Source organism: Acidovorax sp. (assembly GCF_047607405.1).
Classification (GTDB): domain Bacteria; phylum Pseudomonadota; class Gammaproteobacteria; order Burkholderiales; family Burkholderiaceae_C; genus Acidovorax.
The window spans coordinates 79,433-93,467 of record NZ_JASGDA010000088.1 but is presented as its reverse complement, the minus strand read 5'-3'; the positions used below and the strand labels follow the sequence as shown (position 1 = coordinate 93,467).

The following is a 14,035-nucleotide window of genomic DNA, read 5'->3' as shown; positions in this document are numbered from 1 at the left end:
GCCGCCGGTGGCGGCCACGGCCAGCCCGCGGAGCACGCCGCGCCGTGCGGTGGCGGGGCGGCCCAGCACGGCGCTGGCGATGCGCGGGGGCACGGCATCCAGGCGCGTACCCACGGCCTGCACGGCGTGCCAGGCCTGCTCGTGGTGCGTGGCGGCGGCGAGCCAGCGCTCGAAGCCCTGGCGCACCTGGGCGGCGTCTTCGCCCAGGTCGTGCGCGCCGGGCAGCATGCGGGCGTACCAGCGGGCGGCTTCCTCGATGGCGCGGCGGCGGGCGTCGTCGTTAGCCGGGCGGGCAGGCTGTGTCATGGCGCGCGCAGGCAGCATTGCGCCATGGCCCGGGCCACGTAGCTGACCACGGTGCGCGGCGTGACGCCGAGCTGCTGCGCGATGGCGGCATAGCCCAGGCCATCAAACTGCGCGAGCAGGAAGGCGCGCTTGACCTTGGGGCCCAGGGCGCTCAGGGTGTCGTCGATCTCGGCCACGGCCTGGCGCAGCGCGAGCTGGTCTTCGGGCGAGGGCATGGCGTCCGGGGGCAGGGCGGCCAGCGCGTCGAGGTAGGCCTGCTCCAGGCTGCGGCGGCGGTGCAGGTTGAGGGCCAGGCGCTGCGCGATGGTGGCGAGATAGGCGCGCGGCGCTCGCGGCGCCTGTGGCTCGGGCTGGCGCAGCAGGCGCAGGAACACGTCTTGCGCAAGGTCGGCGGCGTCGGCGCGATTGCGCAGGCGCGCTTGCAGCCAGCCCACGAGCCAGCGGTGGTGGTGCCGGTGCATTGCGCCGATGTCCAGAGGGGGCGCGAGGGCGTCGAGGTCGGCGGACAAGGCGATATGCAAATGAGAATTGTCATCAATTCTATCTGCCGCCGGGGCCGCCTGCGAGTGTTAGAGCGTGTTCATGCTCTCAGGGCGCCGCCTCGATGTGCGTGACCACGAAGGCCCCTTGCTGCTGCTCGGCCCTGAAGCGCACTTTGCTGCCGGGTGCCAGCGGCAGAGCGGGAGGGTCCGGCACGCGAAAGACCATGGTCATGGGCGGCATGCCCAGGTTCTTGATCTCGCCGTGTCGCAGGGTGATTTTCTGCGTGTGCGGGTCCCAGCGCACCACTTCGCCTTCGGTGAGGGGCTGGTCGCTGGCGGCCAGCGTGGGCAGGGCGGCGCTGGCGGCCAGGGCCGCGAGGCATTGGCGGCGGGTGGGGTAGTGCATGGTTTCTCTCCTGAAAAAATATGAATGAAAAGTGCCTCCAGCGCTTATCCAGAAGGCGCAAGCAGCTATGAATTTGATAGTTTTCAGTGGTGGTGCCCAGGGCCGGGTTTGCGCACGCTGGGCGCGGCGGGCGCGTGGCCGGGTGCGGCCTGGCGGGGCGGCTCTGGGGCGCTCTCGCCCGTCCAATCGCCCGTCCACGCGCGGGCCACGGTGTCGCCGGGGTGGTGGTAGTCGCCGGGGTCGCGCCAGTCGCCCGCCGCCAGGTCGGCGCGCACCTTGAGGGTGGTGAACATGCCGCCCATCTCCAGCGGGCCGAAGGGGCCGGTGCCGGTCATCATGGGGTGGGTGTTGTCGGGCAGGGGCATTTCCATGGCGCCCATGTCGGCCATGCCGCGTTCGCCCATGACCATGTAGTCGGGCACGATCTTCTGGATCTTGCCGACCAGGCCCCGGTGGTCGATGCCGATCATGGTGGGCACGTCGTGCCCCATGGCGCCCATGGTGTGGTGGCTCTTGTGGCAGTGCAGGGCCCAGTCGCCGGGCTCGTCGGCGATCAGCTCGACCTGGCGCATCTGGCCCACGGCCACGTCGGTGGTCACCTCGGGCCAGCGGGCGGCCTTGGGCACCGGGCCGCCGTCGGTGCCCGTCACCTCGAACTCGTGGCCGTGCAGGTGGATGGGGTGGTTGGTCATGGTGAGGTTGCCCACGCGGATGCGCACGCGCTCGCCCTGGCGTGCCACCAGCGGGCTGATGGCGGGGAACACGCGGCTGTTGAACGTCCAGATGTTGAAGTCCGTCATCTCGTTGACGCGCGGAGTCTTCGCGCCTGGCTCCACGTCGTAGGCGGAGAGCAGGAAGGCGTAGTCGCGCTGCACGCGGGCGATGTGCGGGTGCGCGGCCTTGGGGTGGGTGATCCACAGGCCCATCATGCCCATGGCCATCTGCACCATTTCGTCGGCGTGCGGGTGGTACATGAAGGTGCCGGGGCGGCGCGCGGTGAACTCATAGACGAAGGTCTTGCCCGGCGGGATGTGCGGCTGCGTGAGGCCGCCCACGCCGTCCATGCCGTTGGGCAGGCGCTGGCCGTGCCAGTGGACGGTGGTGTGCTCGGGCAGGCGGTTGGTGACGAAGATGCGCACGCGGTCGCCCTCGACCACCTCGATGGTCGGGCCGGGGCTCTGCCCGTTGTAGCCCCACATGTTGACCAGGAAGCCGGGCGCGACTTCGCGCACCACGGGCTCGGCCACCAGGTGGAATTCCTTGACGCCCGCGTTCATGCGCCAGGGGGCCGTCCAGCCGTTGAGGGTGACCACGGGGTCGTAGGGGCGGCCGGTGGGCGGGTGCAGCGGGGGCGCGGTGTCGGCGCTGGATTGCTGGGCGGGCTCGGGCAGCGCGGCCAGGGCCGTGCGGCCCACGGATGCGGCAGCCACGGCAGTGGCCGCGCCGGAGAAAAAATTGCGGCGGTTCATGTCATTGGCCTTGGGAAGTGGTGCCGGTCAGGGCCAGTTGCAGGTCGGTTTCGGCCAGCCAGAAGTCGCGCTGGGCCTCGATGGCGCTGGCGACGGCCTGGGCGCTGTTGCGCGCCTCGGCCAGCAGCTCCCACACGCTGGCCAGCATGCCGTTGTAGCGCAGCGTGGTCTCGTCGGCGATGAGCTGGCGCAGGGGCAGCACCTCGGCCTGCTGCTGGCGCGCCAGGTCGAGCGCCGTGCGGTAGGTGCGCCAGGCGGCGCGCACCTCGGCGCGGGCGCGCACGGCGGTGTCCTGCAACTGCGCGGCGCTTTGCTCCAGCTGGGCCTGGGCGCGGGTGCGCGCGGCGCCGCCCCAGTCGAACAGGGGCAGGGGCAGGTCCAGCGCCCAGCCGCGCGTGATGTCGCGGTGGCCCGTGGCACGGTCGGTGGCGGTGTTGCGCTGCCAGGCCAGGCCCAGGTCGCCGAACACGGCGCCCGCGCGGCTCCAGCCCTGCTGGCGGGCCAGGGTGTCGAGCTGGCGGCGGGCGGCCTGCACGTCCAGGCGCTCGCGCAGGGCCGTGGCCTCGATGCCGTCGGCGGGCAGGGCGTCCGCCGGGAGCGGGGGCAGTTGCGCGGCCAAGGTGTATTGCGCCTGCGTGCCCCACAGGCCCAGGCGCTGGTTCAGCTGCTCGCGCGCGGTGGCGGCGGCCAGTTGGGCGCGGGCGCGCTGGCGGGTGGCCTCGTGCAGCACGGCCTGTTCGCGGGCTTGCTGCAGGCGGCTCCAGTGGCCCACGCTGACCATGCGGCGGGCCAGCTCGGCACCGGCCTCGGCGGCGTCGGCCATGCGCTCGTGCGTGGCGGCGACCTGCTCGGCCGCCACGGCGCGCAGCCAGGCGCGGCGGGTGTCCGCCGCCAGGGCCACCACGTCCTGCGCGGCCTGCAGGGTGGCGATCTGAATGCGCTCGGCCTGGCGCTCGGTGCGCCAGGGCAGGGTGACGAGGTCGAGCAGGCCGAAGGCCAGGCTGCGCTCGATCTCGCGTTCATGGCCGTTCTTCAGGCGCGCCAGCGACAGGTGCGGGTTGGGCAGGGTGATGGCCTGCACGCGCTCGGCATCGGCCACACCCAAAGCGGCCAGCCGGGCCTGCAGGCCAGGGTTGTTGAGCAGGGCGATGCGCACGGCGGTGTCCTGGTCCAGCGGGCGGGAAAGCCCGTCGCGGATGGATTCGTCGGCCTGGGCGCGGGCGGCGGGGTCGGCGCTGGGCAGCGCGGCGCCGCCGGTGTGCCGGGCCGCCAGTTCGGCCACGTCGCCGCGCAGGCCGTCGGGGGAGACGCTGGCGCAGCCCGCCAGCACGGCAGCGGCGGCCAGCATGCAGCCAAGGCGGGCGTTCATGGCTGGCCTTTCGCGGGGGCGGTGCGGTGATCGTGATCGTGGCCTTCGTGCGCCTGGGCCGACGCGCGCTGGCGCGCTTCCCAGGCCACGATGTCGGCATGGCCGCGCGGGAAGGCGGCCACGGCCTCGTTGGCTTCGCGCCAGGGCTGCGGCGCCAGCGGGGCGGCGGGCAGCGGGAGCGCAGGGTGGTTCAAGGGCGCCGTGGCCGCGCCGGGGTCGGCGGCAGGCTGGGCGAGCGACAGCACGGGGACGAGCAGGCAGGTCAGGGGCGAGAGGGCTCGCATGGGGGATCTCCAGGCAACGAACGAAAAGGGCATGGCGCTGCCGCCCGGCGCAGGCGGCCCGGGCTGCGGCAGACGCACTTCGGGCGTTGGAGATCAGGAAATGGGCGGTTTGATGGCGGGCGCTGGCGGGGCGCTCTCGAACCGCGCGCAGGCGTCGGGCAGGGCGCTGGCGGTGATGGCGGCGGCCTGCGCCAGCACCGTGGGGGCATCCAGCATGGCCGAATGGCAGATGCCGCAGGCCGAGCAGGCGCTGGCGGCCTGGCCGTCGTGCGCGGCGCAGTCGGCGCCGCCGCCGTGGTGGCTGTCATGCTGCGCCGCTGCTGCGGTGTGGTGGCCGTGGTGCGGCGCATCCACAGCGGGCAGCACGCCCGCAGCCATGGCGGAGCCCGCCAGTCCGCGCAGGACCAGCACCACCATCAACACGAAATAAAGGCCGCGACGCATCCCTTGATGATAGCTAGGTCGCCATATACCGCCCAGGCCGGTGGTTCATCGCCAGCACCAGGTTCAGCGCCACGGCGCCCGCCACGGACCAGGCCACGCGCAGCGGCTCCACCGTCCACAGCGCCAGCAGCACGATGGCACAGTCCACGGCCATCTGCACCTTGCCCGCGCGCCAGCCGTAGCGGTCTTGCAGGTACAGCGCTGCAATGCCTATGCCGCCCAGGCTGCAGCGGTGGCGGAACAGCACCAAAAAGCCCGTGCCCGTGATCAGCCCGCCCGCGACGGCGGCATAGAGCGGCTGCAATTGCGCGAACTGCAGGAAATGCGCCTGCAACTCGGTCAGCAGCGACAGCAGCGCCACGGCGATGAAGGTCTTGACCGTGAACGCCCGCCCCAGCTTGCGCAGGGCCAGCCAGTAGAAGGGCAGGTTGAGCACGAAGAAGATCTTGCCGAAGCCGATGCCCGTGGCGTAGTGCAGCAAAAAGGCCAGCCCCGCCGTGCCGCCCGTGAGCAGCCCCGCGCTGGTGAAGAAAGCCACGCCCACGGAGATGAGCAGCACGCCGGTGAAGATGGCGAACGCGTCTTCCATGGGCGTGTGCGGGACGGCGGCGGGCGGTTGGGGCATGGCACAAAACAGGCAAGTGGGTTGAAAGACAGCGCATTGGACCATGCAAGCCGCGTGCCGCCGTTGCCGTGGGTCAAGGGGCGCTGGGCAATCCTGCGAAAATAGCTGGTTTTTGCCCGCACGGGATGTCTCCGCCCCGCCACCACCGACTCCACAGCTCCCGACTGGTCGCCTTGCTCGCGCAATGGACGCAGGCAGGCGGCGCTGCGCCCGCGCCCGCGCCGGGGGACGTGGCCGAGCAACTGGGCCAGTGGCTGAGCACGGTGGACGCCGTCACCCTGGGCCGCTCGCTGCACGCCATCGAGGCGCTGCCCGCCGACCTTGGGCGCCTGCCGGACGTGGACGCGCTGGAATCCGCCTTCCAGCACACCCGCGCCGAGCTGATCGCCCTGGCCTCGGCCCCGCCCACGCCCCCGAAACCGCTGCGCGAGCGCGCCGACAACACCCGCGCCGCCGCCCCCGACCCGGCGGCAGAGGCCGACTTTGCCCAGCATGCCCCGCGCTACCTGGCCCTGCAAAAGCAGATGGATGCCCGGCTGCAGGCCCTGCGCGCCCAGGTGCGCCAGGCGCTGGCGCAAGGCCCGCGCGCCCTGCGGCAACTGGCGGTGCTGGACGCGGTAATGGAGCAGATGGCGGCCCCGCGCGAGCAGCGGCTGTGGGCTGCGCTGCCGGGGCATCTGGAGCGGCGCTTCGCCCAACTGCGTCAGACGCACCAGGAGCGGCTGCAGGCCCTGGGGCAAGACGACGAACCGCGCCGCTGGCGCGACGGCGGCGGCTGGCTGGCCACCTTCGAGCGCGACCTGCAGGCGCTTTTGCTGGCGGAGATGCACGTGCGCCTGGAGCCCGTCACGGGCCTGCTGGAAGCGGCCCGCAACGCAAAGAACATGACATTGGAAGCACAGGAATGAACAAGAGTGTGATGGTGGCCGCCTTCGCCGCGGGTTTGGCCGTGGTGGCCTGGGTGGGCTGGGGTTTCGTGGGCACCAGCCCGCTGGCCCTGGCGATGACGGTGCTGATCGGCGCCGTCTATGCGCTGGGCGCGCTGGAACTGTTGCGCTTTCGCCGCGCCACGCTGGCCCTGCACACAGCGCTGGCCGACGAAGCCCCGCCCGCCGACCTGGGCGCGTGGCTGGACGGCCTGCCCGCGCCGCTGCGCAACCCCGTGCGCCAGCGCATCGAGGGCGGGCGCGCCGCCTGGCCCGGCCCGGCGCTGGCGCCGTACCTGGTGGGCCTGCTGGTCATGCTGGGCATGCTGGGCACCTTTTTGGGCATGGTGGTCACCTTCAAGGGTGCCGTGTTCGCGCTGGAGACTTCCACCAGCCTGGAGTCGATTCGCGCGGCGCTGGCCGAGCCCATCAAGGGCCTGGGCCTGTCGTTCGGCACCTCGGTGGCCGGGGTGGCGGCGTCCGCCATGCTGGGCCTGCTGCTGGCCATGGCCCGGCGCGAGCGGCTGGCCGCGCTGCGCCTGCTGGACGCGCGCATTCCCACCCGTTTCAGGCCGTTCTCGGCCCGCCACCGCAGCGACGAGACCTTGCAGGCATTGCAGGCCCAGGCCCAGGCGCTGCCGCTGATCGCCGAGCGCCTGCAGGGCCTGATGGAAGGGCTGGAGCGCCGCCACGATGCGCTGAACGCAGAGCTGCTGGCCCAGCAGCAGGGCTTTCACCGCGAGGCATCGTCCGCCTACACGCAGCTCGCCAGCACCGTGGGCGCATCGCTGCAGGACAGCCTGGCCGCCAGCGCCCGGCTGGCGGGCGACGCCATCCGCCCCGTGGTGGAGCAGGCCATGGCCGCCTTGGCGCAAGAGTCGCAGCAGTCGCACGAGCGGCTGCGCGCATCCACGGAAGGGCAGATGCGCACCCTCTCGGCCCAGTGGGAAGGCACGGCCCGGCAGGTGGCCCAGACCTGGACGACCGCGCTGCACAGCCACGCGCAGGGGCAGGAACAATTGACGGCAGGGCTGGAAGGTGCGCTGCGCTCGGTCACGCAGGCGTTCGAGCAGCGCTCCAGCGCCCTGCTGACCGCACTGCAAGAGACGGTCACCGGCGCCCAGTCCGCGCAAGCGGTTGCCGACCAGCAGCGCCTGGCGCTCTGGAACGAATCCCTGGACGGCATGGCCCGCGCCTTCGCGGCCCAGCAGCAGGGCCTGGCCGAGCGCATGGGCGATCAGATTGCGCGCCTGCAGGACGGCACGGCCCGCTGGCTGGAGCAGTCCGACGCCCTGGCCCAAGCGCGCCGCGACACCGAGGCGCAATGGGCCGAGGCCCAGGCCGAGCGCATGGACGCCCTGGCGGGCGTGTGGCGTACCGAGCTGGCCGCCCTGCGCGACGACGAGGCCGCGCGCGGCCAGGCCGCCGTGCAGCGGCTGGACGCACTGCAGGCCGCGGTGGCCGGGCACCTGTCCACGCTGGGCACGGCGCTGGAAGCGCCGCTCACCCGCCTGCTGCAAACGGCGGCCAGCGTGCCCCAGGCGGCGGCCGAGGTCATCACCCAGCTGCGCCAGGAAATGGCGCGCATGGGCGAGCGCGACTACACGGCCTTGGCCGAGCGCACGGCCATGATGGAGCAGTTGGGCGCGCTGCTGCAGTCCGTCAACGCGGCCACGGGGCAGCAGCGCGAGGCCATCGAGTCGATGGTGGGCTCCGCCAATGCGGTGCTGGAGCAGGCCGCGCAGCAGTTCGCCCAGGCGCTGCAGGCGCAGACCGGCAAGGCCGACGAGGTGGCCGCGCACGTGGCCGCCAGCGGCGTGGAGCTGGCGAGCCTCGGTGAGTCTTTTGGTCACGGCGTGGAGCGCTTCACGGCGGGCAGCGACCGGCTGCTGGAGAGCCTGCAGCGCATCGAGGCCGCCATCGGCCAGTCCCTGGCCCGCAGCGACGAGCAACTGGCCTACTACGTCGCGCAGGCGCGCGAGGTGATCGACCTGAGCATTGCCTCGCAACAGGGCATCGTCGAAGACCTGCGCCAATTGCATGGTCGGCATGGCAAGGCCGCTGCGCTGGAGGCCGCCGCGTGACCCACCTGGACGACATGGACGACGCCATGGAGCAGACCGCCCCCGTCTGGGCGGTGTTCGGCGACCTCATGGCCGGGCTGCTGGGCGCCTTCGTGCTGGTGCTGGTGGGCGTGCTGGTGGTGCAGATCGACCTGGTTTCCAGCCTCCGGCAAGAGGTGGAAAAGCGCCAGATGGAAGAGCGCCGCCGCATGGCGCTGGAACAGGCCCTGGCGGGCCCCCTGGCCAGCGGGCGCGTGACGGTGAACGACGGGCGCATCGGCATCAGCGGCAGCGTGCTGTTCGCCCCCGGCTCCGACGAGCTGCGCGCCGAGGGCCGCCAACTGCTCCAGACCCTGGTGCAGCCGCTGCGCGTCTATCTGCGCGAGCGCGACGAGATGCTGATGGTGAGCGGCTTTACCGACAACACCGCGTTGCGCCAGGGCAGCCACCAGCGCTTTGCCGACAACCTGGAGCTGTCGGCCCAGCGCGCGCTGACCGTGGCGCGGGCGCTGATCGACGAGGGCATGCCCGCGCCGCAGGTGTTCGCCGCCGCGTTTGGCGCGCAGCAGCCCGTGGCATCCAACGCCGACGAAAAAGGCCGCGCGCAGAACCGCCGCGTGGAGATGGCGCCCGTGCCCCGGGCGTCCAATACCCAGCCCGCGCGCCATGAGTGAAGCTGCGCTGCAAGCCCTGCGGGCCGAGGGCCAGCACGTGTACGACCCCGTGCGCTTTCGTTACCTGGAGGCGCTGGCCGCACGCCTGGCCGCGCAGCCGCAGCCCGTGCAGCGCCTGCTGCGCGAGCGTCTGCACCAGGCCGCCACGGCCTATGCCGACGCGGCGCGGCAGGCCCCCGCGCCGCAGGCCGCGCACGTGCCGCCGTCCGCCGATTCGCCCCTGGCCCAGCTCAACCGTGAATTGCAGGCCCGCGCCCAGGCCGATGCGGACATGGCGATGGTGCAAGGCGCCGCCGCCGCGTCCGACATGAAGAGCGTGCGCCAGTTCGGCGAGGTCTGGTCGCGCATCAGCGCCGAGCGACAGGTGGTGCAGGCGCTGGACCGCGCGCCCGAGAACGCCGGGCCGCTGAACCCGCACAGGCTCATGCTGCGCTCGCTGGGGCTGATGCGCAGCCTGTCGCCGGACTACCTGCGGCGGTTCCTGGCGCAGATGGACGCGCTGCTGTGGCTGGAGCAGGCCCAGGCACGGCAGGCGGCCAGGGCGCCGCTGCGGCAGGGGCGCCGCAAGATCGCCAAAAACTCCTGATTTGATAGCTGCTTGTGCTTGCTGGATAAGCGCTGGAGGCCAAAAAGACTCATATTTTCAGTGCCCCCGCTATGATCCGCCCATGATCGCCCGCCTGCCCGGCCTGTCCCTGCCCGAACGTGTGTGGAACACCGCGCGGCGCTGGGCCGTGGCGTGGTGGCGCATCCTGTACCTGGGGGCCGTGGTGCTGGTGCTGGTGCTGTCGCCGTCCAGCTACGGCAGGGGCACGCGCCGGGCGCTGGCGCGGCATTTGTACCTGGACACGGCGCCGGTGCTGCTGGGCTTCACGGCGCTGGCGGCGCTCATCAGCCTGGTGCTCACGCGCATCGTGGTCGTCACGGCGCTGAGCTACGGCCTGTCGCGCTACGCGCTGGAGATGGTGATCCGCATGCTGGTGCTGGAGCTGATCCCGCTCACGGCGGCGCTGTTCGTCGCCATGCGCTGCACCATCCCCAACGGCACGCAGATCACCCGCCTGCGGCAGACCGGGCGCTTCGACGCGTTGCGCGCGCACGGCTTTGACCCGGTGCGCACCGAGCTGCTGCCGCGCGTCATCGCGGGCGTGTTCGCCTGCATCACGCTGGCGGCGCTGTCGTGCGTGGTGGCGCTGGTGCTGGCCTACCTGGGCGTCTATGGCTTCAGCACTGCCGGGCTGGCGGGCTATACGCGCATGTTCGGCCAGGTGTTCAGCCCCAGCGTGACCCTGGTGTTCGTGCTCAAGACCGTGCTGTTCAGCCTGGCCGTGGCGCTCATCCCCATGGCGGCGGGCCTGTACGACACGGGCGAGCGCGTCCAGCCCGATTCCGAACTGGGCGGCCTGGCGCGCATGTTCGCGGTGCTGCTGCTGATCGAGGTCGCTTCGCTCATGGGCAACTATTACTAGACATGAACCACGAAGAAACGCCCCCCGTCGAGACCCTGCGCCCCGTCGCCCACCTGGAGCTGAAGGCCGCCGCGCTGCTGCTGTTCACGCTGGCACTCATCGTGGGCTCGGGCCTGTACCTGCTGTACGCGCGCGGCGTCTTCGAGCCCACGCAGACGCTGATCCTGACCGCAGACGACTCCGAGGGCGTGGTCGTGGGCATGGACATGACGTTCTCGGGCTTCCCCATCGGCCGCGTGCGCCGCATCGAGCTGGCCGACGAGGGCAACGCCCGCATCATCGTGGACGTGCCGCGCAAGGACGCGCACTGGCTGCGCGAATCCAGCGTGTTCACACTGGTGCGCGGCATCGTGGGCGGCACCAACATCCGCGCCTACACCGGCATGCTGCAGGACAAGCCCCTGCCTGACGGCGCGGTGCGCCCCGTGCTGCGCGGCGACGCCACGGCCGAGATCCCGCAGCTCATGGCGTCCGCGCGCGAGCTGCTGTCCAACCTCAACGCCCTGACCGCGCAGGACGCGGCCCTGGGCGGCACCCTGGCGAACGTGCAGGCGCTCACCGAACGCCTGAACGGCCCCGGCGGCGCTTTAAGCGTGCTCATGGGCAATCCAGCCGATGCCCAGAAGATCGTCGCCACGCTGGAGCGCACCAACGCCCTGCTGGCCCGGCTGGACGGCATGGCGGCGCGGGCCGACAAGCAGGTGTTCGGCAGCGAAGGCAGCAAGGACGCCCTGGTGCCCGAGGTGCGCGCCACCGTCGCCCAGCTCAACGGCCTGCTGGCCGACACCCGCGCCAGCCTGCGGAAAGTGGACGCCGTGCTGGTGGAAGCCCAGGCCATCGGCGCCAACGCCCGCGAGGCCACGACCGACCTGGGCGCGCTGCGCGCTGAAGTCGAAAGCAACCTGCGCAAGGTCGAAAGCCTGGTCAACGAGATCAACCGCAAATGGCCCTTCGCGCGGGACACGGAGCTCAAGCTGCCATGAAGCGATATGTCACTCTGATGGCCAGCACGGCGCTGCTGCTGGCCGCGTGCTCCAGCAAGCCGCCCGCGCCCGACTGGCAGATGAACGCCCACGCCTCGGCGCAAAAGGCCGTGGAGGCCTACCTGTCCGGCAATGCCCGCGTGGAAAAGCTCGAATGGGATCGCGCCCGTGCCGAGGTCGCCCGCACGGGCCGCCCGGACCTGCTGGCCCGCCTGGAACTGGTGCGCTGCGCCGCGCTGGTGGCCAGCCTGGCGCCGGGGCCGTGCGAAGGGTTCGAGGCCCTGCGCGCCGACGCGGTCGAGCCCGAGCGCGCCTATGCCGACTACCTGGCGGGCCGTGCGCAGCCGCAACAGGTGCCGCTGCTGCCCGAAGCGCAGCGCAAGGTCGCGGCATCGGGCGACGCCGCAGCGCTGGCGGCGATCGAGGACCCGTTGTCGCGCCTGGTGGCGGCGGGTGTGCTGTTCCAGTCGGGGCGGGCCAGCCCGGCGGTGTTGACCGCTGCCACCGACACCGCGTCCGCCGAGGGGTGGCGCAGGCCGCTGCTGGCGTGGCTTGCGGTGCAGGCGCAGCGCGCCGAGGCGGCGGGCGACGCAGAGGCCGCCGCTGCTCTGCGTCGGCGCATGGCGGTCGTGGAACTCAGCGCAGGCGGGACTGCAACTGGGTCTCGATGATGTTGCGCTCCGCCACGAACTGCTGCTCGCTGAGTTCGCGCGCTTCGTACTTGCGCGCGGTGGACAGCAGCAGCACGGTGTTCTCCAGCCGCGTGTCCTGCTGCAGGGACGAGGGGAGGGCGGTCAGCCGGTCAAAGCTCTGTTTGTAGAACTCGCTCCAGCGCAGCAGGCCCGCCTGGGCCTGGGCCCGCGCGCTTTCTTCCCAGCGCGCGAATTCTTCCAGCGAACTGTCGCGCGGGGTGCTGCAGCCGGGCAGCAGGGCGGCCATCAAGACGCCAGCGGTTGAAAGGGAAAGCAGGGCGGCAGAGATTCGAAAACGTGGGGTCACGATCGCATCCTCCATTCTTGCGCAACCACGGAACCGTGGTGCGCAGCGCCAGATGGTACTCCGATGCTATGGTTTTTACTACAACCAACGCACCGCGAATCGTCCGCCTTCAGTCGGACAAGCGGCTGAGCAGGAGCTCATCCAGCCCGCTCGGCAGCTGCGGCACGGAATCCACCGACTGCACCGCCACTTCCGGCGTCAGCTGGGACACCGCAGCCAGCAGCGCCAATACGACCGTGCCTACAAACGCGGCCAATGCGCGTGTTTCCGCAGGAATGGGGTGGCGTTTCATGGCGAAATCCTTTTCCGTCAATCAGGCGAAGTGGCCGCAATGGCCGTTGGCGGGATTTCAGCAAGCTGGTCGTCCCCTGTCTGTCGGACAAGTCCGATACCGGGGTGCCGTTGCGTTTGGTTGCAGAAGAAAAGAAAAAAGCCCAAGTGAGGGAATCACTTGGGCCTATGTTTGGCGGAGAGGGCGGGATTCGAACCCGCGGTGGGGATTAGCCCACACACGCTTTCCAGGCGTGCGACTTAAACCGCTCATCCACCTCTCCGAAGCCCGCGATTGTAGCATCCGTTCGCGGGCGGCCTTGGCGAGGGCTAGGCGTTGCGCTGATGGGCCTGGATCATCTTCATGGCGGATGACACCAGGGCCGAGACCTCGGTCATGTTGCTGGGCACGACCAGGGTGGTGGTGGCGTCGGATGCGACCTGGCTGTAGGCTTCGACGGCTTTTTCGGCCACCTTGAGCTGCACGGCCTGCTCGCCGCCGGGCTGGCGGATGGCGGCGGCCACGCGCTCGATGGCCTGGGCGTTGGCTTCGGCCACGGCCTTGATGGATTCGGCCTCGCCCTGGGCCTTGTTGATGACGGCCTGCTTTTCGCCCTCGGACCGCGCGATGAACGCCTCGCGCTCGCCGGTGGCGATGTTGATCTGCTCCTGGCGGCGGCCTTCGGATGCGGCGATCAGCGCGCGCTTTTCGCGCTCGGCAGTGATCTGGGCCTGCATGGAGCGCAGGATCTCGGCGGGCGGGGTCAGGTCCTTGATCTCGTAGCGCAGCACCTTCACGCCCCAGTTCAGCGCGGCCTCGTCGATGGCCGAGACGACCTGGGCGTTGATCATGTCGCGCTCTTCAAAGGTCTTGTCCAGCTCCAGCTTGCCGATGACCGAGCGCAGCGAAGTCTGCGCGAGCTGCGTGACGGCCATGATGTAGTTGCTGGAGCCGTAGCTGGCGCGCATGGGGTCGGTCACCTGGAAGTACAGGATGCCGTCCACCTGCAGCTGCGTGTTGTCGCGCGTGATGCAGACCTGGCTGGGCACGTCGAGCGGGATTTCCTTGAGGCTGTGCTTGTAGGCCACCTTGTCGATGAAGGGCACCAGGAAGTTGAGCCCCGGCGACAGCGTGCCCGCGTACTTGCCCAGGCGCTCCTTGACCCAGGCGTTCTGCTGCGGCACCACCTTCACCGAGCGGACGACGAAGACGATGAAGATGACGAAAAGCACGGTGGCGATGACGGTCTTGTCCATGGAGTGATT

18 protein-coding genes and 1 tRNA gene are annotated in these 14,035 nt (G+C 71.0%); 7 read left to right on the top strand and 12 right to left on the bottom strand.

Annotated features, from left to right (window positions below; all coding sequences use genetic code 11):
• The 8 genes from QM569_RS10480 to QM569_RS10445 form a co-directional block, all read right to left on the bottom strand.
• Positions 1-306: DUF4880 domain-containing protein (locus QM569_RS10480; protein WP_414987171.1), on the bottom strand; the 306-nt coding region annotated here is incomplete at its 3' end.
• Complete coding sequence (locus tag QM569_RS10475) at positions 303-815, bottom strand: sigma-70 family RNA polymerase sigma factor (protein ID WP_414987170.1); 513 nt, start codon at positions 813-815, stop codon at positions 303-305. The genes QM569_RS10475 and QM569_RS10480, both read right to left, overlap by 4 nt.
• Positions 816-894: 79 nt before the next feature.
• On the bottom strand, positions 895-1,194 hold the full coding sequence (locus tag QM569_RS10470) for a copper-binding protein (protein ID WP_414987169.1): 300 nt from the start codon (positions 1,192-1,194) through the stop codon (positions 895-897).
• Between the two features lie 83 nt (positions 1,195-1,277).
• Positions 1,278-2,663 (bottom strand): multicopper oxidase family protein, encoded by a 1,386-nt coding sequence (locus tag QM569_RS10465; protein WP_414987168.1) that lies wholly within the window; start codon positions 2,661-2,663, stop codon positions 1,278-1,280.
• Position 2,664: 1 nt separating this feature from the next.
• Entirely contained in the window at positions 2,665-4,032 is a 1,368-nt protein-coding gene (locus QM569_RS10460; RefSeq protein WP_414987167.1) for a TolC family protein, read from the bottom strand.
• Positions 4,029-4,316: a hypothetical protein gene (locus QM569_RS10455; RefSeq protein WP_414987166.1), complete on the bottom strand. Its 288-nt coding sequence runs from the start codon at positions 4,314-4,316 to the stop codon at positions 4,029-4,031. The genes QM569_RS10460 and QM569_RS10455 overlap by 4 nt, the downstream gene beginning before the upstream one ends.
• 93 nt (positions 4,317-4,409) lie before the next feature.
• Positions 4,410-4,760, bottom strand: a complete 351-nt coding sequence (locus QM569_RS10450) for a hypothetical protein (RefSeq protein ID WP_414987165.1) — start codon at positions 4,758-4,760, stop codon at positions 4,410-4,412.
• Between the two features lie 13 nt (positions 4,761-4,773).
• Positions 4,774-5,385, bottom strand: coding sequence for a YitT family protein (locus QM569_RS10445; protein WP_414987164.1), 612 nt, complete (start codon positions 5,383-5,385; stop codon positions 4,774-4,776).
• Positions 5,386-5,510: 125 nt separating this feature from the next.
• On the opposite strand from QM569_RS10445, the gene QM569_RS10440 reads away from it, so the two are divergent.
• The 7 genes from QM569_RS10440 (at position 5,511) to QM569_RS10410 (ending at position 12,171) form a co-directional block, all read left to right on the top strand.
• Positions 5,511-6,293, top strand: coding sequence for a DUF3348 family protein (locus QM569_RS10440; RefSeq protein ID WP_414987163.1), 783 nt, complete (start codon positions 5,511-5,513; stop codon positions 6,291-6,293).
• The gene (locus tag QM569_RS10435) at positions 6,290-8,395 is read left to right on the top strand and encodes a DUF802 domain-containing protein (RefSeq protein WP_414987162.1); all 2,106 of its coding nucleotides are present in this window, start codon (positions 6,290-6,292) and stop codon (positions 8,393-8,395) included. Before QM569_RS10440 ends, QM569_RS10435 begins: the two co-directional genes overlap by 4 nt.
• Positions 8,392-9,048, top strand: coding sequence for an OmpA family protein (locus QM569_RS10430; RefSeq protein WP_414987161.1), 657 nt, complete (start codon positions 8,392-8,394; stop codon positions 9,046-9,048). The genes QM569_RS10435 and QM569_RS10430 overlap by 4 nt, the downstream gene beginning before the upstream one ends.
• A complete protein-coding gene (locus QM569_RS10425; protein WP_414987160.1) occupies positions 9,041-9,634 on the top strand; it encodes a DUF2894 domain-containing protein in 594 nt (197 codons plus the stop codon). Before QM569_RS10430 ends, QM569_RS10425 begins: the two co-directional genes overlap by 8 nt.
• Positions 9,635-9,716: 82 nt before the next feature.
• Positions 9,717-10,517: an MlaE family ABC transporter permease gene (locus QM569_RS10420; RefSeq protein WP_414987159.1), complete on the top strand. Its 801-nt coding sequence runs from the start codon at positions 9,717-9,719 to the stop codon at positions 10,515-10,517.
• Positions 10,518-10,519: 2 nt separating this feature from the next.
• Positions 10,520-11,500 carry an MlaD family protein gene (locus QM569_RS10415; protein ID WP_414987158.1) on the top strand — a complete coding sequence of 327 codons (981 nt, stop codon included), beginning with the start codon at positions 10,520-10,522 and terminating at the stop codon, positions 11,498-11,500.
• Positions 11,497-12,171, top strand: a complete 675-nt coding sequence (locus QM569_RS10410) for a hypothetical protein (protein ID WP_414987157.1) — start codon at positions 11,497-11,499, stop codon at positions 12,169-12,171. The genes QM569_RS10415 and QM569_RS10410 overlap by 4 nt, the downstream gene beginning before the upstream one ends.
• On the opposite strand, the gene QM569_RS10405 is transcribed toward QM569_RS10410, so the two are convergent.
• The 4 genes from QM569_RS10405 to QM569_RS10390 all read right to left on the bottom strand — a co-directional run bounded on the left by QM569_RS10405 (position 12,137) and on the right by QM569_RS10390 (position 14,026).
• A complete protein-coding gene (locus QM569_RS10405; protein WP_414987156.1) occupies positions 12,137-12,439 on the bottom strand; it encodes a hypothetical protein in 303 nt (100 codons plus the stop codon). The two genes, QM569_RS10410 and QM569_RS10405, sit on opposite strands and share 35 nt — an antisense overlap.
• A 169-nt stretch (positions 12,440-12,608) precedes the next feature.
• Positions 12,609-12,791, bottom strand: coding sequence for a hypothetical protein (locus QM569_RS10400; protein ID WP_414987155.1), 183 nt, complete (start codon positions 12,789-12,791; stop codon positions 12,609-12,611).
• Between the two features lie 172 nt (positions 12,792-12,963).
• Positions 12,964-13,053: transfer RNA gene (locus QM569_RS10395), tRNA-Ser, on the bottom strand.
• 46 nt (positions 13,054-13,099) lie between these two features.
• Positions 13,100-14,026: an SPFH domain-containing protein gene (locus QM569_RS10390; RefSeq protein WP_414987154.1), complete on the bottom strand. Its 927-nt coding sequence runs from the start codon at positions 14,024-14,026 to the stop codon at positions 13,100-13,102.
• Positions 14,027-14,035 lie beyond the last annotated feature (9 nt).